The following is a 25,721-nucleotide window of genomic DNA, read 5'->3' on the forward strand; positions in this document are numbered from 1 at the left end:
GGGCGGCCGTGCCGCGCTCGCCACGCCGAGGGGCGGTGCTAGTCGACCTCGGGTGCCGGCGCGGCCTTGACGCGGGCCACCACGTACCGGTCGAAGACGTCGGACAAGGCGAGCGTGAACTGCGGACTGAGGTGGTGCCGATCGATGTACACCAGCGTGTCGCGGATGATCGGCGGGCACTCCTGCGGCGAGCACAGGTAGTCGTTGAGGTCCAGCACCTCCCGCCCCTTGCCGCGCACCAGTGCGGCCTCCGCCCGACCGAAGCCGTCGTTGACAGCGGGGTTCCGGGGGAAGGCGCAGGACAGCGCATCGGAGAGCCGGGCCGACAAGCAGGTCGGGATGTCCGCATCGGCGTACGGGGTGTCCGCCAGAACGGTCAGGTGCGGCACGGAGGAGAGCCGGTCCAGGGTCTTCCCCAAGCCATTCAGCCACTCGGCCTGCGGGATGGGTGGATCGTAGGTGGCGTTCGTGCTGTTGGTGGTGATCACCAGATCGGGCTTCTCCCTGTCGATCCGGTCCAACACGCGCGAACGCCATTCGGCGCACTCGTGGTACTCCCGCTTGAGCACCATGCTCATCTTTCGCACGCTGGCGCTCGGGCACCCCGACTTCGTCAACGACACGAGGCGAAAGCCGTGCCGCTCAGCCACCGCCCGCAGCGGCGGAAACCACTGGGCGGCGTGCGAGTCACCGAGCAGGACCAGCGTGATGTCGGAATCGGGCCTGCCGTACACGCAGTCATGCACGACCACGTCCGGGGTACCGGCATGGCAGCCGTCGGAGAAGACGGCAGGAAAGTCCCTTCCGGCGGTCGCCAGCGACGGGGCCAGGTTGCTCGGGACGTAGCCGGTCCAGTCGGCCTTCCCGAACGTCGCACCGGCGATCGGCTCGGCCCGACGGTCGACGTGAAGGGTCGGTGGAATCGCGAGCACCACGACAAGGCCGGCGGCGACGAGGGTGCCGGCCGCACCGGCGGTCAGCGCCCACCACGGACGGGCAGCGAGCCACCCCTGGCGGCGTACCGGGTTCTCCACCAGGTGGTAGGTCAGCCACGCCGCGAGCACGGTTCCGGCGACCACGGCAGCCCGCGCCGGCCCGGACAGTGAACCACCACGCACGCCCCCGGTCAGGACCAGCAGGGGCCAGTGCCAGAGATAGATCGAGTACGACAGCCGACCGACGAAGGTCAGCGGTGGGCTACCGAGTAGCGCCTGCAACCGGCCACGACGGCCCTCGCCGGCGCAGATGACCAGGGCGGCACCGACGACCGGCACCGCGGCGGCCCAGCCGGGGAAGGCGACGGCATCCACCAGCAGCGCCGGCACTGCGAGGACGAGCAGGAGGCCACCCCACCCGAGGGCCTGCGCCAGCGCCGCCGGCCAGGATCGCACGTGGCCGGCGAGGAGCGCGACCAGACCGCCGAGGGCCAACTCCCAGGCGCGGGTGGGCAGTCCGAAGAACGCCCACGGCTGAGCGAACGACGTGACGACGACGCACAACGCGAAGGACGACACGAGCACCCCGCCGACGACCAGCCTGGATGCCCGCACCACACCGAGCCGGCCCAGCACGAGGCAGCCGCCGACGAGCAGGGCCGGCCAGATGAGGTAGAACTGCTCCTCCACGGCCAGGGACCAGTACTGCTGGTACGGCGACGCACCGGAGTGGTCGTTCAGGTAGTCCGTGCTCTGGTGCGCGAACCAGTAGTTGGAGAGGTAACCCAGCGTGGCGAGGCCGTCCTGCCGTACGTCGGCCAACTCCAGCGGGGGCACGACGAACCTCGCCAGGCCGAAGGTGGCGACCGCCACCAGAATCGAGGCGGGCAGCAGCCGGCGGACGCGGCGGGCATAGAACCGGCGCACGTCCACGCGGCCGGTCGACTGCCGCTCCCGGACCAACAGCCCGGTGATCAGGTAGCCGGAGATCACGAAGAACGTGTCGACTCCGACAAAACCCGCATCGAATCCCGGCGCTCCCACGTGGTAGAGGACGACGAGAGTGATCGCGAGGGCCCGAACACCCTCTATGTCAGGGCGAAAGGACGAGGCCCGGGGCGCGGAAGGCGAGCGGAAGTTCGATTCCTTTTCGATCAGCAGCACGTTCTTCCTAACGACCGACGGGCGCGTCCCGAAATCCGAGGATCAGATCGGTCGAAGGACCGACTCAGACGGATCCCCGGTGGTTCCTCCTCCTGTCGAGCGGCACCGTCGCGGGGCAGGGCCACGGCCGCCGTCGCGCCCCCGCCCCCGCCGCCCCGCCACGTCCGCAGGAGTCGGCCGGTCAGCCCGCGGCCCCCGTGCGCCGGGAGGAACCGTCCCCGCCCTCGGCGGCACCGGACGGCAGCACCTCGATGGGGCGCATCATCTCGTTGTCCTCGTGCTCCAGCAGGTGGCAGTGCCAGACGTAGCGTCCCGGCAGGTCGAAGCGGACCTTGATCCGGGTCAACTGCCCCGGGTACGCGACCACGGTGTCGTGGAAGCCGCGCTCCGCGGGGCCGGGCGGGGTGCGGCCGTCGTGCCCCCGACCGAGCACCTGGAACTGCACCTGGTGGACGTGGATGGGGTGGGCGTCCTCGGTGCAGTTGCGCAACTCCCACTCCTCGGTGACGCCGAGGGCGGGGGTCTCGGTCACCGGCGCGTCCCAGCCCAGCGGCACCGGCCGGCCGCTGGCGGCGACGACGCCCAGCAGGGCACGTACCGGGCCGGCCGAGGACTCCTGCTCGTTGAGCGAGAGCCGCCGGACGACCCGGGCGGCGGGCAGCGGGGCGCACTCCGGCAGGGACAGCTGCCCGGGCGGCACGCTGGCATCGGCGCCGGCCCGGTCGCCCACCACGAACTTGAGCACCTGCCCGGTCGTCCGCGGGTCGGCCGGGGGGAAGTCCGTCCCCGGCGCGCCGCCGCCGAACGGCTCGTCGGGGCCCTCGTTGACCAGGTACAGCTCGGTGCCGGCCGGCACGTCGGTGAAGTCGACCACGACGTCGGCCCGCTGGCCGTTGGCGAGCAGGATCCGGGGCGCGGCCACGGGCTCGGGCAGGAACCCGCCGTCGCTGCCGACCTGCCACAGCGGCAGCGCCGGTCGGGCCGGGCGGCGGGTCGGGTGGTCGGTGACCGACAGCATCAGGAACCGGGCGTTGCAGCCGTTGAGCAGCCGGAACCGGTAGCGCCGCCGCTGCACCCGCAGCACCGGCCAGGCCGCGCCGTTGACCACCATGGTGGCGGCGAAGAACTCGGGGTTCCAGATCGGCGGCACGTCGGTCCCCGGCAGGTACGGGCCGGGGTAGTCGTCGAAGTCGGCGCGGCTCTCGGGATACCAGAGCGAGCCGTCGGGGCGGAAGGTGCGGTCCTGGATCAGCAGCGGCAGGTCGTACGACGCCTGCTCCGGCAGCGAGCCGGGCAGCGCCCCGGACGGCAGGTCGTCGGGGCCGCCGCTGAGCCGGTAGAAGCCGGCCAGCCCGGCGTAGAGGTTCACCCGGGTCATGCCCAGGGTGTGGTCGTGGTACCAGAGGGTCGTCGGGCGCTGGTCGTTGGCGTACTCCATGCTGGTTGTGCCGGGGGCGCAGCGGACGCCGGTCCGCTCGGCTGCCAGGTCCCGGAACTCGCTGTAGGCCGAGCCGCCGTCGGCGCACCCGGCGGGCAGGTCCCGGGCCACGGGGAGGAACCACGCCTCGGGGTGGCCGTCGCTCTCCTGCCGGTTGTGCCCTCCGTGCACGTGCACGACGGTCGGGACGGGTCCCCGGTACGGGCCGGGGGTGCTGGTGAAGTGCGGCCGGTGGTCCCGGCCGTCGACGCCGCCGGTCGGGTTGGCCCAGTGCAGCGTCGGGTCGACCGGCAGCAGGTGCGGCAGGTAGCGGCCCCGCTCGTCGACGAGCTGGTTGCACCAGGTCACCCGGACCGGGCGGCCGACGGTGGCGGCGATGGTGGGGCCGGGGTAGGCGAAGCTGCGCGGGTGGGCGGGCGAGCCGAAGCCCCAGACCGTCGTGGCCGGCAGCCCGGCCGGGAGGACCTGCTGACGGAACTGGCGGACGGCGACCACGTACTCGTCGACGCCGCCGCTGGTGCGGGAGGCGGGCATGGTCGTCGGCACGGGCAGCGGGGTGACGTACTTGGGCACGGCACGGGGGTCGATCAGGGCGGTCGGGGCGGTCGGGGCGCCGGCTGCGGTGCGACCGGCGGGCAGCAGCAGGGCCGCGCCGCCGGCCGCACCGGCGGCGATGAGTCGTCTACGGGTCACCATGCCGCGAGGCTAGAACGAGCATTGCTCACCAAAGTGCCGAAACGGCGTCGTTACTCCTTTATGAGGACGAAACGGTTTCTAACGGTCAGCGACCCTACTCGCCGGGAGCAGCTCGGCGACCGGCACGGCGCGCAGCGCGTCCGCCGGGCCGACGATGACCCGGATCGACGGGAAGTAGTCCCGCAGCACCTGCTGGCACGGGCCGCAGGGGGTCAGGACGTCCCGACCCCGGTCGCCCACCGCCACGATGGTCTCCAGCTCCGTCTCCCCCTGGGTGGCGGCGGCCCCGATCACCACCACCTCGGCGCACGGCCCGCCGGTGACGTGGTGGACGTTCACGCCGGTGAACACCCGGCCGGCGGCGGTACGCGCGGCCGCGGCGACGGTGTGCCGGTCGCTGCGGCAGCGCAGCTTCGCCACGGCCGTGGCCGCCTGCACCAGCGCCCGGTCGGTGTCTCGCATGCTCATCCCAGGCCCCCGTGGTCGGCGTCGATCGGCGGTCAACTCTAGACGGCGGCCGCCCCGGCGGCAGCCCTGGCGACCGGTAACCCGGGGGCGGTCCGGCACGCGGCTGCCTATCCTTGGCGACGACATGCAGAATCCAGCCGCTCCCGCCGCAGCCGCCGGGCCCACCGCCGCCGCCGAGCCCACCGACGGGCCCGCCGCGTCCCACAGCCTCCGCGAGCTGCACCGCCGCCTGCCCGCCCTGATGTTCCGCGACCAGCGCCGGCTGCAGCGGCGCCTCGACGGGGTGCGCCGGCTGCGCGACCCGCAGCGGCGCGAGGCCGCGCTGGCCGAGATCACCGCCGACTTCGCCCGGGCCGAGCAGCGGCTCGCCGACCGCCGGGCGGCGGTGCCCCGGATCACGTACCCGGCGGGGCTGCCGGTCAGCGAGCGCAAGGACGATCTGGCGGCCGCGATCCGGGACCACCAGGTGGTGATCGTGGCCGGCGAGACCGGCTCCGGCAAGACGACCCAGCTCCCCAAGATCTGCCTGGAGCTGGGGCGCGGCGTGCACGGGCTGATCGGGCACACCCAGCCCCGGCGGCTGGCCGCCCGCACGGTCGCCGACCGCATCGCCGAGGAGCTCGGCACCGAGCTGGGCGACGTGGTCGGCTACAAGGTCCGCTTCACCGACCAGGTGAGCGACCGCAGCCTGGTCAAGCTGATGACCGACGGCATCCTGCTCGCCGAGCTGCAGACCGACCGGATGCTGCGCCAGTACGACACGCTGATCATCGACGAGGCGCACGAGCGCAGCCTCAACATCGACTTCATCCTCGGCTACCTGCGCCAGCTCCTCCCCCGCCGCCCCGACCTCAAGGTGGTCATCACCTCGGCGACGATCGAGACCGACCGGTTCGCCAGGCACTTCGCCGACGCCGAGGGCCGGCCCGCGCCGGTGGTCGAGGTGTCCGGGCGCACGTACCCGGTCGAGGTCCGCTACCGGCCGCTGGTCGAGGTCAGCGAGAGCGAGGACGACTCCGGCGACGACGAGGAGAACGTCCGCGACCAGATCCAGGCCATCGGCGACGCCGTCGAGGAGCTGGCCGCCGAGGGGCCGGGCGACGTCCTGGTCTTCCTCTCCGGCGAGCGCGAGATCCGGGACACCGCCGACGCGCTGGGCAAGCTGGTGCAGTCCAAGCGGTCGCTGCTGGGCACCGAGATCCTGCCCCTGTACGCGCGGCTGTCGGCCGCCGAGCAGCACCGGGTGTTCGCCCCGCACACCGCGCGGCGGGTGGTGCTCGCCACCAACGTCGCGGAGACCTCACTGACCGTGCCCGGCATCAAGTACGTGGTGGACCCGGGCACCGCCCGGATCTCCCGCTACTCCAGCCGGCTGAAGGTGCAGCGGCTGCCCATCGAGCCCGTGTCGCAGGCGTCGGCCAACCAGCGCAAGGGCCGCTGCGGGCGCACCTCGGACGGCATCTGCATCCGCCTCTACGACGAGTCCGACTTCGACTCCCGCCCCGAGTTCACCGACCCGGAGATCCTGCGCACCAACCTCGCCTCCGTCATCCTCCAGATGACCTCGATCGGGCTGGGCGACGTGGCGGCGTTCCCGTTCATCGACCCGCCGGACCGGCGCAACATCGCCGACGGGGTCAACCTGCTGCACGAGCTTGGCGCGCTCGACCCGACCGAGACCGACCCGGCGAAGCGGCTCACCCCGCTGGGCAGGCGCCTGGCGCAGCTTCCCGTCGACCCCCGGCTCGCCCGGATGGTGATCGAGGGCGAGCGCAACGGCTGCGCCACCGAGGTCGTCGTCATCGCCGCCGCGCTGTCCATCCAGGACCCGCGCGAGCGGCCGGCCGAGAAGCAGGCCCAGGCCGACCAGGCGCACGCGAGGTTCGCCGACTCCGAGTCGGACTTCGTCGCGTACCTGAACCTGTGGCGGCACCTGCGCGAACAGCAGCGGGAGCTGTCCTCCAGCGCGTTCCGCCGGATGTGCCGGGCCGAATACCTCAACTACCTGCGGGTGCGCGAGTGGCAGGACATCGTCAGCCAGGTGCGCCAGGTGCTGCGTACGGCGGAGAAGGGTGACGGCCGGCGCGGGGCCGGCGCGGACCTGCCGGAGGAGATCGACACCCCGAAGGTGCACCAGTCGCTGCTGCCGGGCCTGCTGTCGCACATCGGGCTGAAGGACCCGCAGAAGCACGAGTACCTCGGGGCGCGGGGGGCGAAGTTCGCCCTGTTCCCCGGGTCGGCGCTGTTCAAGAAAGCGCCGCGCTGGGTGATGGCCGCCGAGCTGGTGGAGACGTCCCGGCTGTGGGGGCGGGTCGCCGGCCGCGTCGAACCGGAGTGGGTCGAGCCCCTCGCGCAACACCTGGTCAAGCGCAGCTACAGCGAGCCGCACTGGGAGAAGAAGCAGGCGGCGGTGCTGGCCTACGAGAAGGTCACCCTGTACGGCGTCCCGCTGGTCACCGCCCGGAAGGTCAACTTCGGGCGGATCGACCCGGCGCTGTCGCGCGAGCTGTTCATCCGGCACGCCCTGGTGGAGGGCGACTGGTCCACCCACCACCAGTTCTGGCGGGACAACCAGAAGCTGCTCACCGAGATCGAGGAGCTGGAGAACCGGGCCCGGCGGCGGGACATCCTCGTCGACGACGAGACGATCTTCGCCTTCTACGACGAGCGGATCCCGGCCGACGTGGTCTCCGGCCGGCACTTCGACGCCTGGTGGAAGAAGGAGCGGCGGGAGCGGGCCGACCTGCTCACCTTCACGCGGGAGTTGCTGGTCAACGCCGGCCGGGGCGGGCTCGACGAGGCCGACTACCCCGACGAGTGGCGGGCCGACGGGGTCACCCTGCCGCTGACGTACACGTTCGACCCGGGCACCCCCACCGACGGCGTGACCGTGGACATCCCGCTGCCGCTGCTCAACCAGGTGCCGGCGGAGAGCTTCGACTGGCAGGTCCCCGGGCTGCGCGAGGAGTTGGTGATCGCGCTGATCCGGTCGCTGCCCAAGGCGGTGCGGCGCAACTTCGTCCCCGTCCCCGACTACGCGCGGGCCGCGCTCGCGGCGATCACCCCCGGGCAGGAGCCGCTGCTGGACGCGCTGACCCGGCAGTTGCGCCGGATGACCGGGGTCACCGTGCCCCGCGACGCCTGGGAGCCGGGGAAGCTCCCCGCCCACCTGCGGGTCAGCTTCCGGGTGCTCGACGAGGAGAACAAGCCGGTCGCCGAGGGCAAGGACCTGCCGGCGCTGCAACGCCAGCTCCGCCAGGAGGTACGCCAGGTGGTGGCCGCCGCCGCCCCGGACGTCGCCCGGACGGGCCTGACGCAGTGGGACTTCGGCACCCTGCCGCGCACCATCGAGCAGGTGCGCGCCGGGTACGCGGTCACCGCGTACCCGGCGCTGGTCGACGAGGGGTCCACGGTCGGGGTGAAGGTCTTCGACTCCGAGGCGGAGCAGGCCGCGGCGCACTGGGCGGGCACCCGGCGGCTGCTGCGGCTGACCGTCCCGTCGCCGGCGAAGTTCCTCCAGGGGCGGCTGTCCAACGAGGCGAAGCTGGCGCTGAGCCGCAACCCGCACGGCGGCGTGCAGGAGCTGATCGCCGACGCCTCCGGGGCGGCGATCGACAAGCTGGTCACCGACGCGGGCGGCCCGGCCTGGGACGCCGACGGCTTCGCCGCTCTGCGGGACCGGGTCCGCGCCGACCTGGTGGACACCGTCGTCGACGTGATGGGCCGGGTGCGGCAGGTGCTCGCCGCCGCGTACGCCGTCGAGCAGCGCCTCGGCAAGACCCAGAACCTGGCCGTGGTGGCCGCCCTGGCCGACATCCGGGCCCAGCTGTCGGGCCTGGTGCACAAGGGGTTCGTCACCGAGACCGGCTACGCCCGCCTGCCCGACCTGCTGCGCTACCTCACCGCGATCGAGCGGCGGCTGGACCGGCTGCCGGGCAACCCGCAGCGGGACCGCCAGCAGCAGGACCGGGTGGCCGCGGTGCAGAAGGAGTACGCCGACCTGCTCGCCGCGCTGCCGCCGGGCCGGCGCGGGTCGGCGGCGGTGCGGCAGATCCGCTGGATGATTGAGGAGCTGCGGGTGAACGTGTTCGCCCAGGCCCTCGGCACCCCGTACCCGGTGTCGGAGCAGCGGATCTACCGGGCGATGGACGACGCCGAGGGCCGCTGAGCCGGGGCCGAGGGCCGCCGAGCCGGGTCAGTGCACCGGGGCTGGCACGGCCCGGCCGGTCGGCAGGCCCCGCACGGAGTTGGCCAGCGCGCCGAGGCGTGCCTCCGGGTGGGCGTGCGCCCACCAGGCCCGGTTCTCCCGGTACCAGTGGAAGACCTCGGCCAGCCCGTCGGCGAACCGGATCTGCGGCTCGAAGCCCAGTTCCTCGGAGATCTTCGTGTAGTCCAGGCTGTACCGCTGGTCCTGCACCTTGCGGTCGGCGACGTGCCGCACCCGGTCCCAGCCGGCGCCGGCCAGCAGCAGGATCTTCTCGGCCAGCGCCCGGTTGGTCAGCTCGACGTCGCCGCCGATGTTGTAGACCTCCCCGGCGCGGCCCTTGGCCAGCACGAGGGCGATCGCGCGGCAGTGGTCGTCGACGTGCAGCCACTCGCGCACCGCGCCGCCGTCGCCGTGCAGGGTGATGTCCCCGCCGGTGAGCAGGCTGGTGACGAAGCGCGGGATCACCTTCTCCACGTGCTGGTACGGCCCGTAGTTGTTGGCGCAGCGGGTGATCGACACGTCGACGTCGTAGGTGCGCCAGTAGGAGCGCACGATGCAGTCGCTGGCCGCCTTGGACGCCGCGTACGGGGAGTTGGGCTCCAGCACGCAACGCTCGGTCCAGGAGCCCTCGGTGATCGACCCGTAGACCTCGTCGGTGGAGACGTGCACGACCCGGCCGACGGCGGCGCGGGCGCAGGCCGCCAGCAGATGGTGCGAGCCCATCACGTTGGTCTCGAAGAACGGCGCGGGGTCGTCGATCGAGCGGTCCACGTGCGACTCGGCGGCGAAGTGCACCACGGCGTCGTGCCCGGGGACCAGGTCGGCCAGGAGCGGGCGGTCGCAGATGTCGCCGCGCACGAACGTCAGCCGGGGGTGGTGGGCGGGCAGGTTGTTCCTGTCACTGGCGTAGGTCAGCTTGTCGAGCACCGTGACGTGGCAGTCCTCGAAGCCGACGTACCGCCCTCCCAGCAGGCACCGGGCGAAGTGCGAGCCGATGAAGCCGGCGCCGCCGGTAACCAGGATCCTCATGTGGTGGCCTCCCTGCCACGCGAGCCCGCGCGCTTGGACTGTTCCCCGGCAGGCCGACGGGCGTCTTGCCTGCGCAAGGCTTCACCATAGGCGACGAACCAGGCACGAAGGCCCTGATATGGGGCGTATAGGGAATATTCGCCCATAATTCGGACCAGTGCCCCGACGCCTCAGCGGAGCTCCACCCCGGGCGGCAGGGCGTCCCGTCCGGCCGCCTCCCGCACGTACTCCAGGAGGATGCGGCGCAGCTCGCGGCCGGCGTGGGTGGGCACCACGTCGCGGCGTCGGGCCACGGCGATGGTCCGGCGGACGCCGGGCGGGGCCAGCCGGGTGACCCGGACGCCGGGCCTGCGGGCCACCACCATGCCGGGCACCAGCGCCACCCCGAGCCCCGCCTCGACGAAGCTGAGCACGGCGTCCATCTCGCCACCGTCGACCGACAGGGTGGGTTCGAAGCCGGCCTCCCGGCACGCCTGGAGGGTGGCGTCGCGCAGGTCGTAGCCCTCCCGAAACATCACCAGGGGCTGGCCCCGCAGGTCGGTGACCCGCAGCTCGCCGGCGGCCGAGGTGCCGGGCACCTCGGCCAGCGAGGCCACCACCAGGCTCTCCCGCAGGATCTCCTCGGCGTGCAGCCCTGGGTCCGCGCCCTGGGCGGGCATGATGATCAGCGCGAGGTCGAGGTCGCCACGCAGCAGGTCGCGGACGAGGTCCTGCGAGCCACCCTCCTCCACCCGCAGGTCGACGGCGGGGTGGGCGTCGCGGAACCGGCGCAGCACGGGCGGGGCGAGCGAGGTGGCCAGGCTCGGGGTGGCGCCGAGGCGGACCCGGCCACGCCGCAGCCCGACCAGCTCCTGCACCTCCCGGGTGGCGGTGTCGACGTCGGCGAGGATGCGCCGGGCCAGCGGGAGCAGCACCTCGCCGGCGGCGGTGAGGGCGATCCGGCCCCGCACCCGCTCGAACAGCGGGGCCCCGAGGCCGGTCTCCAGGGCGTGAATTTGCTTACTCAACGAGGGCTGGGTGATGCCGACCAGGTCGGCGGCTTGGGTGAAATGTCGTAGTTCCGCGACGGCGACGAAGTACCGGAGCTGGTGCAGCTGCATCGTCATAGCCTACGGCTATCGACACTGCGAGTTCGATGCATTGGACGACTGATCCCAGGTCTCCTAGCGTCGGTCAGGTGGTACTCACGAAATCCCGGTCGCCCATCCGGTCCAACGTCGGCCTGAAGGCCGTCATGGCGGTGACGGGCATCCTGCTGGTGCTGTTCCTCGTCGCGCACATGCTCGGCAACCTGAAGATCTTCACGGGCGAGACCGCGTTCGACCACTACGCGCACTGGCTGCGCGAGATCGGCACCCCGCTGCTGCCGTCGACCTGGTTCCTGTGGATCCAGCGCACCGCACTGCTGGCGGCCGTGCTGGCCCACATCGGGGCCGCCACGGTGCTCGCGGTGCGCGCCCGCGCCGCCCGCCCGGTCCGGTACGCGCACCGCAAGAAGGTCAACGGCAGCTACGCGGCCCGCACGATGCGCTGGGGCGGCGTGATCATCCTGCTCTTCGTGATCTACCACATCCTGGACCTGACCACCGGTCACCTGAACCCCGAGGGCGTCCCGGGCCGCCCGTACGGCAACGTGGTCGCCGACTTCGCACCGGAGCGGTGGTACGTCACCCTCTTCTACACGCTGGCGGTCGTGGCGCTCGGGTTCCACCTGCGCCACGGCGCGTTCAGCGCGTTCCGCAGCCTCGGCCAGCAGACCCCCGCCGGGGAGCGCCGGGCGCGCGCCGCCGCGCTGGGCTTCGCCGTCGTGCTCTGCGCCGGCTACCTCGTGGTCCCCTTCGCCGTACTCACCGGATTGGTGGCCTGACCATGGACCTGTTCACCGAGGGCGACCCGATCGCCGACGCCCGGGCCCCGCAGGGCCCGATTGAGACCCGCTGGGACCGCCGCCGCTTCGAGGCGAAGCTGGTCAACCCGGCCAACCGGCGCAAGCTGACGGTGATCGTGGTCGGCACCGGCCTGGCCGGCGGCTCGGCTGCCGCCACGCTCGCCGAGCAGGGCTACCGGGTCCGGTCGTACTGCTACCAGGACAGCCCGCGCCGGGCCCACTCGATCGCCGCGCAGGGCGGCATCAACGCCGCCAAGAACTACCGCAACGACGGCGACTCGGTGCACCGGTTGTTCTACGACACCGTCAAGGGCGGCGACTTCCGCTCCCGCGAGTCCAACGTGCACCGGCTGGCCGAGGTCTCGGTCAACATCATCGACCAGTGCGTCGCCCAGGGCGTGCCGTTCGCCCGCGAGTACGGCGGACTGCTCGACACCCGCTCCTTCGGCGGCGCGCAGGTGCAGCGCACCTTCTACGCGCGAGGCCAGACGGGCCAGCAGCTCCTGCTCGGGGCGTACCAGGCCCTGGAGCGGCAGATCGGGCTGGGCAACGTGGAGATGAACGCCCGTCACGAGATGCTGGAGCTGATCGTCGTCGACGGCCGGGCCCGGGGCATCGTGGTGCGGGACCTGGTCACCGGCGAGATCACCAGCGAGTTCGCCGACGCGGTGGTGCTGGCCTCCGGCGGCTACGGCAACGTCTTCTACCTCTCCACCAACGCCAAGGGCTGCAACGTCACCGCCACCTGGCGGGCGCACCGCAGGGGCGCGTACTTCGCCAACCCCTGCTACACGCAGATCCACCCGACCTGCATCCCCGTGTCGGGCGACCACCAGTCGAAGCTGACGCTGATGAGCGAGTCGCTGCGCAACGACGGCCGGGTGTGGGTGCCGAAGGCCAAGGGCGACGACCGCGCCCCGAAGGACATCCCTGAGGAAGAACGGGACTACTACCTCGAACGGATCTACCCGTCCTTCGGCAACCTGGTGCCCCGGGACATCGCCTCGCGAGCGGCGAAGAACGTCTGCGACGCCGGGCGCGGCGTGGGCCCCGGCGGGCTCGGCGTCTACCTCGATTTCGCCGACGCCATCGACCGCCTCGGCCGCAGGGCCATCGAGGCCAAGTACGGCAACCTCTTCGAGATGTACGAGCGGATCACCGGCGAGGACCCGTACGAGGTGCCGATGCGGATCTACCCCGCCGTGCACTACACGATGGGCGGCCTCTGGGTCGACTACGACCTCCAGTCGACCATCCCCGGCCTGTTCGTCATCGGCGAGGCGAACTTCTCCGACCACGGGGCGAACCGGCTCGGCGCGTCCGCGTTGATGCAAGGCCTCGCCGACGGCTACTTCGTGCTGCCCAACACGATCGCCAACTACCTGGCGGCCGGCCCGTTCGAGCGGGTCGACGCCAGCCACCCGGAGGCCGTGGCGGCGCGACGCGACGTCGAGGACCGGATCCGGCGGCTGCTCGCGGTCGACGGCGACCGGACGGTTGACTCGTTCCACCGCGAGCTGGGCCAGATCATGTGGGAGCACTGCGGCATGGAACGCAGCGAGGCCGGGCTGCGCAAGGCCATCGACGAGATCCGGGCGCTGCGCGAGGAGTTCTGGAAGCGGGTCCGCGTCCCCGGCGACGGCGACGGGCTCAACCAGTCGCTGGAGAAGGCCGGCCGGGTGGCCGACTTCTTCGAACTGGCCGAGCTGATGTGCGTCGACGCCCTGCACCGCGAGGAGTCCTGCGGCGGCCACTTCCGGGCCGAGCACCAGACCCCCGACGGCGAGGCGCAGCGCGACGACGACCGGTTCGCGTACGTGGCGGCCTGGGAGTACACCGGCGGCGATGAGCCGGCCGTGCTGCACAAGGAAGACCTCAAGTTCGAGTACGTGCACCCGACGCAGCGGAGCTACAAGTGAACCTGACCCTGCGCATCTGGCGCCAGTCCGGCCCCGCCGACAAGGGCCGGATGGTGACCTACCAGGTCGACGACGTCTCCCCCGACATGTCGTTCCTGGAGATGCTCGACGTGCTCAACGAGCGGCTGATCCTCTCCGGCGAGGAGCCGGTGGCGTTCGACCACGACTGCCGCGAGGGCATCTGCGGCATGTGCGGTCTCATGATCAACGGTGACGCGCACGGCCCGCAGCGCGGCACCACCGCCTGCCAGCTGCACATGCGGCAGTTCTCCGACGGCGACACGATCGACATCGAGCCGTGGCGGGCCCGGGCCTTCCCGGTCATCAAGGACCTGGTGGTCAACCGGAGCGCCTTCGACAAGATCATCGCCGCCGGTGGGTACATCACCGCGCCGACGGGCAGCGCCCCCGAGGCCCACTCGGTGCCGGTCGCCAAGGCCGACGCCGACGCCGCGTTCTCGTCGGCCGCCTGCATCGGCTGCGGCGCCTGCGTGGCGGCCTGCCCGAACGGCTCGGGCATGTTGTTCACCGCCGCCAAGGTCACTCAGCTCTCGCTGCTGCCGCAGGGCCAGCCGGAGCGGTACACCCGGGTCGTCGGCATGGTCGACGCGCACGACGAGGCGGGCTTCGGCGGCTGCACCAACACCGGCGAGTGCACCGCGGTGTGCCCGAAGGGCATCCCGCTGAACACCATCGGCCGGCTCAACCGCGACTACCTGGCGGCCACCGCCAAGCGGGGCGGCACCCCCGGCTCCTGACCCCGCCGCCCGCCCCGTCACGCCGACACGCCGTCGCGCCAGCACCCCGTCACGCCGGTGCCCCGGCCGCCGCCTCTGCTCCGGGCCGGCGGCCGGCTCGGTTCCCGGCTGCCGCAGTCCGCGGGGAGCGTCACCTGTCGCGGACCCTAGGGAGCTGAGTCATCTACGACATCACACCCGCGACCCGCCGCGTGCCCGGATCCCGCCGCGCCGCATACCACACATTGCGTGCCGGATGCCGCCTGCCGGGCGCCAAATGCCGGACGCCGGACCGCCGGATGCCGCGTGCCAGATGCCGCGTGCGGCGTGCCGGACGCCGCACGCCGCCTGCCGGCGCGCTGACGTGCCGCGAGTCATCTACGACATCAGCTCCCTAGCCTCCGAAGTCACCACGACCTCAGCTCCTTAGGCCCCGACCGTCCCGGCCTCCGGCCTCCCCGGCCTCCCCGCCCTGCCCTGCCCGAGCGCACCCGAGCGCGCCCGCGTCAGGTCCGCAGTCCATCGGAGCGGTTCAAGCCCCGGGAGCCGGGTAGCAGTCCGGGGGACGGCACGCCGAAGAGGGGACACGCGGGCATGAAGGCACTGACCTGGCAGGGTAGGCGGGACGTCCGGGTCGAGGACGTCCCGGACCCGCGCATCGAGGAACCGACGGACGCGATCGTCCGGATCACCTCCACCGCGATCTGCGGATCCGACCTGCACCTGTACGAGGTGCTCGGGCCGTACCTCAAGCCCGGCGACGTCCTCGGCCACGAGCCGATGGGCATCGTCGAGGAGGTCGGGACCGGGGTGACCCGGTTGAAGCCAGGCGACCGGGTGGTGGTCCCCTTCAACATCGCCTGCGGGTCCTGCTGGATGTGCGACCGGCAGCTCTACGCCCAGTGCGAGACCACCCAGGTCACCGCCGAGGGCAAGGGCGCGGCGCTGTTCGGCTACACCTCGCTGTACGGGTCGGTGCCCGGCGGGCAGGCCGAGTACCTGCGGGTGCCGCACGCCCAGTTCGGCCCGATCAAGGTCCCGCAGACCGGCCCGGACGAGCGGTGGCTATACCTGTCCGACATCCTGCCCACCGCCTGGCAGGCGGTGAAGTACGCCGACACCCCGCCCGGCGGCACCCTCGCCGTGTTCGGGCTCGGCCCGGTCGGGCAGTTCTGCGCCCGGATCGGCCGGCACCTCGGCGCGGGCCGGGTGATCGGCCTGGACCTGGTGCCGGAGCGGCTGGAGATGGCCCGCCGGCACGGCGTCGAGACGCTCGACGTCAGCCGGCTCGACGACGTGCCGGGCGCGCTGATCGACCTGGTCGACGGGCGCGGCCCCGACGCCGTGATCGACGCCGTCGGCATGGAGGCGCACGGCTCCCCCTCGGGCAAGCTCGCCCAGACCGCCGCCGGCCTGCTGCCGGACCGGCTGGCCGACGCGATGATCGACCGTGCCGGCGTGGACCGACTGACCGTGCTCAAGGCCGCCCTCAGGGCGGTCCGCCGGGGCGGCACCGTCTCGATCTCCGGCGTCTACGGCGGCGAGGTCGACCCGCTGCCGCTGATGGAGATGTTCGACCGGGGCGTCCAACTGCGGATGGGACAGTGCCACGTGCGCCGGTGGACCGACGAGATCGTCCCGCTGCTCGCCGGCGACGACGACCCGCTGGGCGTGGCGGACCTGCGGACCCACCGGGTGCCGCTGGCGCGCGCGCCGCAGGCGTACGAGATGTTCCAGAAGAAGGAGGACGGCTGCGTCAAGGTCGTGCTCGCGCCGTGACCCGCGCGGTCGTCGTCATCGGCGCTACCAGCGGGATCGGCCGGGCGGCGGCCCGGGAGTTCGCGGCGCGCGGCGACCGCCCGCATGACGCGCCGGTCACGATGAGCAACAGCAGGAGGCACGGGGAGCGACGACTTCGCCTAGGGTGGCGGGACGGAAGATCCGTTACCACCCACGGGGAGAGACGAGTGACGATCAGAGTGAACCGCAGGGCCGCGCTGGGCATCGGCACGGTGGCCACCGCCGGCACGGTGCTCGGCGCCGCCGCGCCCGCGTCCGCCGCCGGTCGGCCCCGGGTGGCCGCCACCCCGGCCCGGGCCGCCGCCCAGGTCGCCGCGAGCTATGCGCAGCAGACCGCGCGGGCCGGGGGCAACTGGCAGGCGTACGTGAGCGTCGCCGACGGCGCCGCCGCGCCGCTGGTGGCCGTCGCGGACGAGGCGGACCGGCGCATCGAGGCGTACAGCGTAAACAAGATCGCCGTGGCCGTGGCGGTGCTGGACAAGGTCGACCGGGGGCTGCTCACGCTCGCCCAGCGGGTCGACGTGACCGCGTCCATCGTGATCCCCGGCGGGGACGGGATCTTCAGCCTCGACGGCGCGTACCCGAGCAGCGTCACCCTGGGGCACGCCCTGGCGGCCCTGCTGACGGTCTCCGACGACACCGCCGTGCGGCTCTGCGGCCTGGTCTGCCCGGCCGCCGAGCTGAACCAGATCCTGGTCGCGAAGGGCTTCCCGAACACGCAGGTGCAGCCGGTGGCCAACCCGAACCGGTTCTACCTCGGCACCAGCACGCCACGGGAGACGCACGACCTGCTGCGGGCGCTGGTGGGCGGCACGCTGCTGTCGGCGTCCTCGACGGCGTTCCTGCTCGGCCTGCTGCGCTCCCCCATCGCGTTCACCGACGGGGTGCGGCGCGAGATGTCCTCGGCCGACCGGGCCCGGGTCGCCACCAAGGCGGGCTGGTTCGACACCGCCCGGCACGAGGCCGGGATCGTCTTCGACGCCGTCGGGGCGCCGGTGCTGACGTACGCCCTGTTCGCTGACGGGCAGGCCGGCGCGGACGACTTCGGCGCGACCCACCCGGCGGTGCAGGCCCGGGCCCGGATGGGCCGCGTCTTCCTGGCCGCCGTGGCGGGGCTGGCCGGCGCCGGCCCCACCCACCGGGCGGCCGCCTGGCGGCCCAGCAACGGCGGCTGACCCGCACCACCCGGCGGCCGGGCGGCACCCGCGCGGCCGGCTGCCGGGCGCGCGGGTGCGGTGGCGGACTACGGTGTACTGCGGGACTCGGCGGAGGGGGCGGGACACGATGGGGGCACCAGCGGAACAGGTCGCCCAGCGGGCGTTGGCGCGGCGGCTGCGCGGCGCGGCCGGGCTCGCCGCCCTGGCCGGCCTGGCCTGGGTGGCCCGGGACGTGCCGGCCGCCCTCGGCGGGCGGCTCAGCGGGGCCCGCGCCGAGCGGGCGGCCCGCTCCCCGCAGTTCCGCGACGGCGCCTTCCGCAACCGGGCGAGCACCCGGACGATGGCCGGTGCCCCCGACCGCAACCTGGTCCGCGAGCTGATCTTCGGCAAGCAGAAGCGCAGGCCGACCGCCGCCGTGCCGCTGGTACGCCCGGCCGACCCGGCGGCCGCCGCCGCCGACGAGCGCGAACTGGGCGTCGTCTGGTATGGCCACGCCTCCGCGCTGATCGAGATCGAGGGCCACCGGGTGCTGGTCGACCCGGTGTGGAGCGACCGGTGCTCGCCGTCGGCGCTGGTCGGGCCGCGCCGGCTGCACGAGCCCCCAGTGGGCCTGCACGAGCTGCCCGCCGTGGACGCGATCCTGATCTCCCACGACCACTACGACCACCTCGACATGTCCACCGTGCGGGCGCTGACCGCCGGCCAGTCGGCGCCGTTCGTGGTGCCGCTGGGGGTCGGGGCGCACCTGGAGCGGTGGGGCGTACCGGAGGACCGGATCGTCGAACTGGACTGGGCGGAGAGCCGCCGGGTGGGCGGGCTGACGATCACCGCGACCGCCGCCCAGCACTTCTCCGGCCGGGGGCTGCGCCGCGACGGCACGCTGTGGAGCTCGTGGGTGGTGGCCGGTGCGCACCGCCGGGTCTTCTACACCGGCGACTCCGGCTACTTCGACGGGTACGCCGAGATCGGCGCCGAGCACGGCCCGTTCGACGTGACGCTGATGCAGATCGGCGCGTACGACCGGGCGTGGCCGAGCATCCACATGTTCCCGGAGGAGGCCGTCGCCGCCCACCTCGACCTGCGCGGTGGGCTGCTCCTGCCGGTGCACTGGGCGACGTTCAACCTGGCGCTGCACGACTGGTCGGAGCCGGTGGACCGGCTGTGGGCGGAGGCGAAGGCCCGCGACGTGCGGCTCGCGGTGCCCCGGCCGGGCGAGCGGGTGGTCGTCGACGACCCGCCGGCGGTCGACGGCTGGTGGCAGTCGATCGCCTGAGCGACCGCCGCCCGTCGCGGCCCGCCCCGGCCTGCCGCCCGGCTCGTAACCCGGGGCGTCTCGCCTCGTTGGACCAGACCTAGTCGCCGTTATCGGCACCCGTCGCGAACGGGCGTCGCCCGCACCGGGCAGCGCCGTTCGCAGAGGAGACGACAAGGACACGGTCGTGGGCAACCTTCGCATCGCCATCCTGCTGCGCACCGCCGAGGGCTGCCTCTGGACGCTTCCCCAGATCGACGAGCTACGGCGGCGGGACCACGAGGTGATCGCGATCCTCCCGGCGGGGCCGGGCGCGTTGCGGGATCAGTTGCGGGCGCGCGGCGTCGAGACGCTGGACTCCCCGTTCGACTTCCGGTTCCGCCCCACGCCGGGGACGGTGCGAGGGCTGTGGCGACTGCGCCGGCTGCTGCGCGGGCTACGGCCGGACGTCCTGAACTACCACCTGTACGCGGCGGCCCTGGCCGCCCGGGTAGCGGCGTTCCGGCTTCCGCTGCGCCGGGTGCACATGGTCGCCGGGCCGCTCTACCTGGAGTCGCCGGTGGTCCGTCCCGTGGAGCGCCTGCTGTGGCGGCTGGACGACCTCATCATCTGCTGCACGCAGCACATCTCCACGCACTACCAGGCCCTCGGCTGCCCGGCCGAGCGGCGGCCGGTGGCCCAGTACGGGGTCGACCTGGGCCACTTCGACCCCGCCCGGGTGGCGTCGGGCCCCGCCGCCTCGGCCCGCGCCTCGGCCCGGGCGGAACTCGGCCTCGACGACGACGTGTTCGTCGCGCTCATGGTGGCGAACACGTACACGCCGAAGCGGATCGCGTTCCCCGGCCAGAACATCAAGGGCCACGACGTCCTGCTGGAGGCGTGGCGCGACTTCCACGCCGCGCATCCACGGTCGCGGCTGCTGATGGTGGGGGTGGGCTTCACCGAGGCCGGCGAGGCGCACCGCAGACGGCTGATGGACATGTTCGCCGACGACCGGAGCGTGGTGTGGTTGGGCCGCCTGCCCGACCTGCGCCCCTACTTCCTGGCCGCCGACGTCAACGTGACACCGTCGCTGTCGGAGGGCAGCAACGGGGTAGTGCGCGAGGCGTCCGCCATGGGCTGTCCCAGCGTCGTCAGTGACGCCGGAGGGCTGCCCGAGGCGGTGGACGACAGCTTCGCCTGGATCGTGCCGCGGGGCGACCCGGCCGCCCTGCGGGAGGCGCTCTCGGCCGCCCACCGCGCCTTCGCCGCCGGGGATCTTGCCGCCATGGGTCGTCGCGCGCGGGAGCACGCGCTGCGGGCGTTCGACCGCACGGCGGCGGCGGAGGCCGTGGCCGACATGATGACGCGCCGTCGTCCCCGGGACCGCGCCGCCGACGTGCCGGTTCCGTAACGTCCACGCGCGATCTCGGTTAACTGGGTGTAAGCGCCACGGATCACCACGTACCTGTCGCCCGGAGGCCCTGATGGTGGACCAGTACTGCGAAGGCCGACCTGCCAGCCGGCGGATCCACCTCTCCCCGCCCGACGTCGGTCCTGCCGAGGAGGCCCTCGTCGTCGCGGCGATGCGGTCGGGTTGGGTGGCACCGGCCGGTCCCGACCTGGACGCCTTCGAGCGTGAGGTGGCCGAGCGGGTGGGCTGCGGGCACGCGGTGGGGGTCAGTAGCGGGACGGCCGCGCTGCATCTCGCCCTGCTCGCGGTCGGCGCGGGGCCCGGGACGGTCGTGGTGGTGCCGACGCTGACGTTCGTGGCGACGGCCAACGCGGTGACGTACACCGGCGCGGAGCCGGTCTTCGTCGACTGTGACCCGGCGACCGGGAACCTGGACGTCGACCTGCTGCCCGACCTGCTCGACGACCTGCGCCGCCGGGGCCGGCGGATCGCCGCCGTGGTGGCGGTGGACATCAACGGCGCCTGCGCCGACTACGCCCGGCTGCTGCCGGTCTGCGCGGCGGCGGGCGTGCCGGTGGTCGAGGACTCGGCCCAGGCCCTCGGCTCCACGTACCAGGGGCGGTACGCCGGGAGTTTCGGGCGGGTGGGCATCTTCTCGTTCAACGGCAACAAGATCATGACGACGTCGAGCGGCGGCATGCTGGTCTCCGAGGACTCCGGGCTGATCAGCCGCGCCCGGCGGCTCTCGACGCAGGCCCGCGAGCCGGTGGCGCACTACGAGCACCGCGATGTCGGCTACAACTACCGGCTGAGCAACGTGCTCGCAGCCCTCGGCCGGGCCCAGTTGCGCCGCCTCGACGGGATGATCGAACGGCGGCGCGCGATGCGGGAACACTACGCCAAGGTCTTCGCCTCGGTGCCGGGTACGCGCATCCTCGGCGACGGCGACGCCGGCTCGAACTGCTGGCTGACCTCGCTCGTGGTGGATCCGGCGACGGCCGGTTGGCGGGCCCGCGACCTCGGTGAACACCTGGCGGCGCACGACATCGAGACCCGGCCCATGTTCAAGCCGATGCACCGGCAGCCGGCCCACCTCGACCGGTGGGCGGTGGTGACCGGGGCGGCGGACCAACTCTTCGCCGGCAGCATCTCGCTGCCCAGCGGGTCCACTCTCCCCGGCGTCGACGCCGACCGCGTCCTCGGGCTGGTCGAGGAGTTCCTCGTCCGGCACCGGTGACCCACCCGGCACCCGGCCGGGCGGCAGCGTGGGGCAGGCGGGCAACGCCGCATCCCCGGCCCGGCCGGGTCCGGTCAGTACGGCCGGGTCCCGGTCAGAACGCGCCGGTCATCCCGCCAGCGCCGGGTCGCACAGGGCCAGTTCCGCCCGGACCTGCGGGAGGGTGAGCAGCAGTTCCATGATCTCCGGCACGTCCAGCCGCCGGGCGGTGGCGGAACTGAGCTCGGGCAGCGCCGGCAGTCCGATCCGGCCCTCGGTGACGTAGGACGCGTAGCTGAGCCGCCTGGCGTCGACCGGCAGCCGGTAGAAGTCGCCGAAGTCCTCGGCGCGGGCCAGCTCCTCGCGGCTGGCCATCGTCTCGAACTGCTTCTCGCCGTGGCGGACGCCGATCACGTCGTACTTCGGGGGCACGTCGAAAAGCTGGCACAGGGCGACGACGAGGTCCCCGACCGTGCAGGCGCCGGCCTTGCGGACGAAGATGTCGCCGGCGTGGGCGTGCTGGAACGCGTGCTCGACCAACTCCACGGAGTCGGCCAGCGACATCATGAACCGGGTCATGTCGGGATCGGTGACGGTGGGCACGACCCCGGCCTTGATCTGCTCGATGAAGATCGGAATCACCGATCCCCGCGAGTACATGACGTTGCCGTACCGGACGCAGGAAACGACCGTCGCGCCGCCCGAGCTGCCCCGGGCGTGGGCCTGCGCCAGCTTCTCCATCATCCCCTTGCTCATGCCCATCGCGCTGACCGGGTGGACCGCCTTGTCGGTGCTCAGCATCACCACGGAGCCGACTCCGTGCCGATCCGCAGCCTCGATCACGTTCGCGCTGCCCACGACGTTGGTCCGGAACGCCTCCAGCGGGAAGAACTCGCAGGAGGGGACCTGCTTGAGCGCCGCGGCGTGGAAGACGAAGTCGACCCCCCGGGTGGCGCGCAGGACGCTGTCGAGGTCTCGGACGTCACCGAGGTGGTAGGAGACCCGGTCGTCGGCGAGGGTTCGGCGCATGACGTCCTGCTTGGCCTCGTCCCGGCTGAGGACGCGCACCTCCGCGACATCGCGGTCCAGCAGCCGCCGCACCATCGTCTGGCCGAACGAGCCGGTCCCTCCGGTGATCAGCACACGGCGACCAACAGTCGAGCAAGTCATCCAAGTTCTCCCATTTCTTGGAGCGGCGCCGGCCTTCCTGGCTCCGCGCAGCAGCCACTGCGGACGGTCACGGGCCGCCGAGCTGCACGGCACCCGGTTCAACGAAGGGTCAGAGTACAGGGAAACGCCAGAAAGGTGCATATTGTCCGCTTCGTCGCCGGTGGTCGACCGCGCGACCTGCCGGCCACCGCCCCCGGTGTTTCGGCCGTGGCCAAGGGGGCGGTCCGGTCGTTCACCGGGAGGGGAGCCCCTTCGCCGCCAGCAGGGACGCCTCCGCCACCGTCCCGCCCGCCCACCGCCCGGAGAAGGACCTCCGCCATGAGTCCACCCAGCAGGTCGCACCGGCTACGCGTCGCGGTGCTGCTCAAGACGAACACCGGCGGCAGGTGGATCCTGCCGCAGGTGGACGAGCTGCGCGGGCGCGGACACGAGGTCGTGGTGATCCTGCCCGCCGGGGACGGGCCGCTCACCGGGGAACTACGGCGACGGGGCGTACGCGTCGCCGAGTCGCCGTTCGACTTCCGGGTCGGCCCCGGCGCCCCCGCCGGCCTGCTCGGCCTGCGGCGGTTGATCCGCCGGCTGGACCCGGACGTGCTCCACTACCACCTGCTCGCCTCCGCCTTCGCCGCCCGGGCCGCCACCGTGGGCCTGGCCCTGCGCCGCGTGCACATGGTGGCCGGACCGGCGTACCTGGAGTCCCGCCCCATCCGCCTCGTCGAGCGGCTGCTGTGGCGGCTCGACGACGCCATCGTCTGCGGCTGCCAGCACGCCTCGAACCGGTACGGGGCGATGGGCTGCCCGCCCCACCGCCGTCCGGTGGCCTCCTACGGGGTGAACACCGAGCGGTTCCGGCCGGACTGGTCGGCCGGTCCGCGCCCTGACGACCACCCGGACCCCGGGTCCGACGGCCACGGCGGTCCGGCGTACGCCGAGGCGCGGGCCAAGGCCCGGGCCGAACTGGGCATCGCCGACGACGTCTTCCTGGCCGTCATGGTCGCCTACGTCTACCCGCCGAGGCGGCTGGTCAACAGGGGACGGGGGATCAAGGGGCACGACGTGCTCCTGCCCGCGTGGCGGCGGTTCCGGTCGACCCACCCGAAGGCGCACCTGTTGATCATCGGTGACGGCTGGGGCGACGCGGGCGAGACCTACCGCCGCCGGCTGCTCGACCGGTTCGACGTCGCGGAGGACCCCGGGATCACCTGGCTCACCGGCGTAGACGACGTACGCCCCTGGTACGCGGCGGCCGACGTCAGCGTCAGCCCCTCCCTCGGCGAGAGCCACGGCGCGGCGGTGGAGGCCGGTGCGATGGCCGTGCCGAGCATCGTCAGCGATGCCGGTGGCCTGCCCGAGACGGTCGACGAGCACAGCGGGTGGATCGTTCCGGCCGACGACGTGCCGGCCCTGACCGACGCGCTCCGCCTCGCGTACCGGGAATTCGATGCCGGACGGCTGCCCCGGCGCGGCCGGGCGGCCCGCAGCCTGATGGTGCGACGGTTCGACAACCGGCGCTCGGCCGTCGCCGTCGCGGACGTCCTCGAATCCGTCGTGGCCACCGGCGGACGCTAGCCACCGGGTCCCTCCGCCGCCGGGCCGCGGGGCGCGACGGCACCCGGCCGCGCCGACGGCGGGCGGTCAGAGCACGAAGGCGTCGGTCCAGAGCGCGCCGGAGCGGCCCGACAGCGCGTCGAGCATCGCGACCGCCTGTCCGTCGGTGAGCTGCGCGACGAAGTCGATGATGGCCCGGCCCCGGGCCCGGCCGATCCGGTCCGGCGTACGCGGGTGCAGCTCCGCCTCGGCCAGCTCGACCAGGTCGTGCAGCCGGCGGGGCAGTCGGGACTCCTCCTCCGGGTCGAGCAGCCACTCCCACAGCGCCTCGACGAGGGTGCCGAGCAGCCGCGCCTGGCCCCGCTGGTGCAGGGCCAGGTCGGGGCGGGCCAGCACGAACCGGTGGTGGACGAACTTGAGCACCTGCACCTCGTGCCACTGGGCCGGGGCGAGCAGCACGTGCCCGGAACGCACCGAGGGTGCCTCGGTCACGGTGATCGCGTCGACGAACCGGGTGGTCCACCGGGCGGAGAACCGGGCCACGTACTGTTCCGCCTCGATCGAGCCGTCGAACGGCAGCGCGAGCAGCCCCTCGACCAGCTCCTGCCGGACGTGCTCGACGGCGGCGGCGAACGCCTCGTCGTCGGCGATCCAGCCGTCCTTGCGGTGCAGTTGCCGGCGCAGCCGCTCGATGGCGGCCCCGGGCCGGCGGCCCACCCCGTCCAGGGCGGGGCCGGTGACCGCCCGCAGGTGATCGCCCTCCCGCTGCCAGGCCATCAGCTCGGCGGCGACGGCGCCCTGCTGGAGCACCCCGACCCGGTAGAAGTCCTCCACGTCGTGGATGGCGTACGCGATGTCGTCGGCGGTGTCCATCACCGACGCCTCGACGGTCTGCTGCCAGTCGGCGATCCGCCCGGCGAACGGCTCCCGGGCCTGGCGCAGGTCGGCCAGCTCCGTGCGGTACGCGCCGAACTTCGCCGACCCGCTGTCCGGGTCGTCGGCGGGCACGGCGGCGCCCCGGGGCGGCGGGACGAGGTGCCGGGGGTGCGGGTCCGGGTGGTCCAGCCGGGTCCACGGGTACTTCAGCAGGGCCGCCCGGACCGCCGCCGTCAGGTCCAGGCCGGTGGTCGCCGCGCCGCGGATCTCGGTGCTGGTGACGATCCGGTACGACTGGGCGTTGCCCTCGAAGCCGTCGGCGAGGCCGAGCCGCTGGCGGGCCAGCCGGTCGAGCACCCGCTCCCCGAGGTGCCCGAACGGCGGGTGCCCGAGGTCGTGGGCGAGGGCGGCGGCCTCCACCACGTCGGGGTCGCAGCCGCCGAGGGAGTCCAGCAGGTCCCGCCACCGCTCGTCGGCGGTGAGCCGCTCGGCGATGGCGCGGGCGACCTGGGCCACCTTGAGGCTGTGGGTGAGCCGGTTGTGCACCAGCAGGCCGGAGCCGCCGGGGCTGATCACCTGGGTGACCCCGGCCAGCCGGGCGAAGAAGGGCGAGGCCACGATCCGGTCCCGGTCGGCCCGGAACGGGCTGGCGGCGAGGTCGCCGAGGGCCCGCGCGCTGCCGCCGAAGAGCCGCCGCGCCCGCGGGTCAGCGGGATGTTCCATGATCGCCACGCTAGCGCAGCCGGTGGCACCGCACGTCGGCTCGGCCCCGGCGGGGGTGCCGCGCGGCGTCGGGGGCGGGCGGCACAATGCAGGGCGGAACCCACA

The 25,721-nt window shown here is 73.2% G+C and carries 17 protein-coding genes; 10 read left to right on the forward strand and 7 right to left on the reverse strand.

The annotated features are described in order from the left end of the window. Positions 1-38 precede the first annotated feature (38 nt). The 3 genes from LPA42_RS04045 to LPA42_RS04055 form a co-directional block, all read right to left on the reverse strand. Positions 39-2,099: an acyltransferase family protein gene (locus LPA42_RS04045; RefSeq protein WP_077937158.1), complete on the reverse strand. Its 2,061-nt coding sequence runs from the start codon at positions 2,097-2,099 to the stop codon at positions 39-41. 181 nt (positions 2,100-2,280) lie between these two features. Then, positions 2,281-4,233, reverse strand: a complete 1,953-nt coding sequence (locus tag LPA42_RS04050; protein WP_077937157.1) for a multicopper oxidase family protein — start codon at positions 4,231-4,233, stop codon at positions 2,281-2,283. A 78-nt stretch (positions 4,234-4,311) separates the two neighbouring features. Beyond that, positions 4,312-4,701, reverse strand: a complete 390-nt coding sequence (locus LPA42_RS04055; protein WP_077937156.1) for a cytidine deaminase — start codon at positions 4,699-4,701, stop codon at positions 4,312-4,314. 124 nt (positions 4,702-4,825) lie between these two features. Between LPA42_RS04055 and hrpA the strand changes: the two genes are divergently transcribed. Continuing rightward, on the forward strand, positions 4,826-8,869 hold the full coding sequence (gene hrpA, locus LPA42_RS04060) for an ATP-dependent RNA helicase HrpA (RefSeq protein ID WP_228986325.1): 4,044 nt from the start codon (positions 4,826-4,828) through the stop codon (positions 8,867-8,869). A gap of 27 nt (positions 8,870-8,896) precedes the next feature. On the opposite strand, the gene rfbB is transcribed toward hrpA, so the two are convergent. Further along, complete coding sequence (rfbB, locus tag LPA42_RS04065) at positions 8,897-9,937, reverse strand: dTDP-glucose 4,6-dehydratase (protein WP_077937153.1); 1,041 nt, start codon at positions 9,935-9,937, stop codon at positions 8,897-8,899. 170 nt (positions 9,938-10,107) lie between these two features. Beyond that, positions 10,108-11,043: a LysR family transcriptional regulator gene (locus tag LPA42_RS04070; RefSeq protein WP_077937152.1), complete on the reverse strand. Its 936-nt coding sequence runs from the start codon at positions 11,041-11,043 to the stop codon at positions 10,108-10,110. Positions 11,044-11,072: 29 nt separating this feature from the next. On the opposite strand from LPA42_RS04070, the gene LPA42_RS04075 reads away from it, so the two are divergent. From LPA42_RS04075 to LPA42_RS04110, 8 genes are all read left to right on the forward strand, one after another. Beyond that, positions 11,073-11,804, forward strand: coding sequence for a succinate dehydrogenase cytochrome b subunit (locus tag LPA42_RS04075; protein WP_074475878.1), 732 nt, complete (start codon positions 11,073-11,075; stop codon positions 11,802-11,804). Between the two features lie 2 nt (positions 11,805-11,806). Beyond that, positions 11,807-13,744, forward strand: coding sequence for a fumarate reductase/succinate dehydrogenase flavoprotein subunit (locus tag LPA42_RS04080; RefSeq protein ID WP_077937151.1), 1,938 nt, complete (start codon positions 11,807-11,809; stop codon positions 13,742-13,744). Next, positions 13,741-14,502 (forward strand): succinate dehydrogenase/fumarate reductase iron-sulfur subunit, encoded by a 762-nt coding sequence (locus LPA42_RS04085; protein WP_077937150.1) that lies wholly within the window; start codon positions 13,741-13,743, stop codon positions 14,500-14,502. The genes LPA42_RS04080 and LPA42_RS04085 overlap by 4 nt, the downstream gene beginning before the upstream one ends. 573 nt (positions 14,503-15,075) lie before the next feature. After that, entirely contained in the window at positions 15,076-16,260 is a 1,185-nt protein-coding gene (locus tag LPA42_RS04090) for a zinc-dependent alcohol dehydrogenase (protein ID WP_077937149.1), read from the forward strand. A 188-nt stretch (positions 16,261-16,448) separates the two neighbouring features. After that, positions 16,449-17,456 (forward strand): serine hydrolase, encoded by a 1,008-nt coding sequence (locus LPA42_RS04095; protein WP_228986326.1) that lies wholly within the window; start codon positions 16,449-16,451, stop codon positions 17,454-17,456. 109 nt (positions 17,457-17,565) lie between these two features. Continuing rightward, a complete protein-coding gene (locus tag LPA42_RS04100) occupies positions 17,566-18,711 on the forward strand; it encodes an MBL fold metallo-hydrolase (protein ID WP_077937148.1) in 1,146 nt (381 codons plus the stop codon). A 166-nt stretch (positions 18,712-18,877) separates the two neighbouring features. Next, positions 18,878-20,083: a glycosyltransferase family 4 protein gene (locus tag LPA42_RS04105; protein WP_077937147.1), complete on the forward strand. Its 1,206-nt coding sequence runs from the start codon at positions 18,878-18,880 to the stop codon at positions 20,081-20,083. A gap of 73 nt (positions 20,084-20,156) precedes the next feature. Continuing rightward, positions 20,157-21,320: a DegT/DnrJ/EryC1/StrS aminotransferase family protein gene (locus tag LPA42_RS04110; protein WP_077937146.1), complete on the forward strand. Its 1,164-nt coding sequence runs from the start codon at positions 20,157-20,159 to the stop codon at positions 21,318-21,320. A 108-nt stretch (positions 21,321-21,428) separates the two neighbouring features. Here LPA42_RS04110 and LPA42_RS04115 read toward each other — a convergent pair whose 3' ends face one another. Further along, entirely contained in the window at positions 21,429-22,442 is a 1,014-nt protein-coding gene (locus LPA42_RS04115; protein ID WP_308291144.1) for a polysaccharide biosynthesis protein, read from the reverse strand. Between the two features lie 345 nt (positions 22,443-22,787). On the opposite strand from LPA42_RS04115, the gene LPA42_RS04120 reads away from it, so the two are divergent. Next, a complete protein-coding gene (locus tag LPA42_RS04120; protein WP_077937135.1) occupies positions 22,788-24,038 on the forward strand; it encodes a glycosyltransferase family 4 protein in 1,251 nt (416 codons plus the stop codon). Between the two features lie 66 nt (positions 24,039-24,104). Here LPA42_RS04120 and LPA42_RS04125 read toward each other — a convergent pair whose 3' ends face one another. After that, positions 24,105-25,616 (reverse strand): deoxyguanosinetriphosphate triphosphohydrolase family protein, encoded by a 1,512-nt coding sequence (locus tag LPA42_RS04125; RefSeq protein ID WP_077937144.1) that lies wholly within the window; start codon positions 25,614-25,616, stop codon positions 24,105-24,107. Positions 25,617-25,721 lie beyond the last annotated feature (105 nt).

The sequence above is a fragment of the Micromonospora sp. DH13 genome (genome assembly GCF_020873825.1).
GTDB lineage: Bacteria > Actinomycetota > Actinomycetes > Mycobacteriales > Micromonosporaceae > Micromonospora > Micromonospora haikouensis.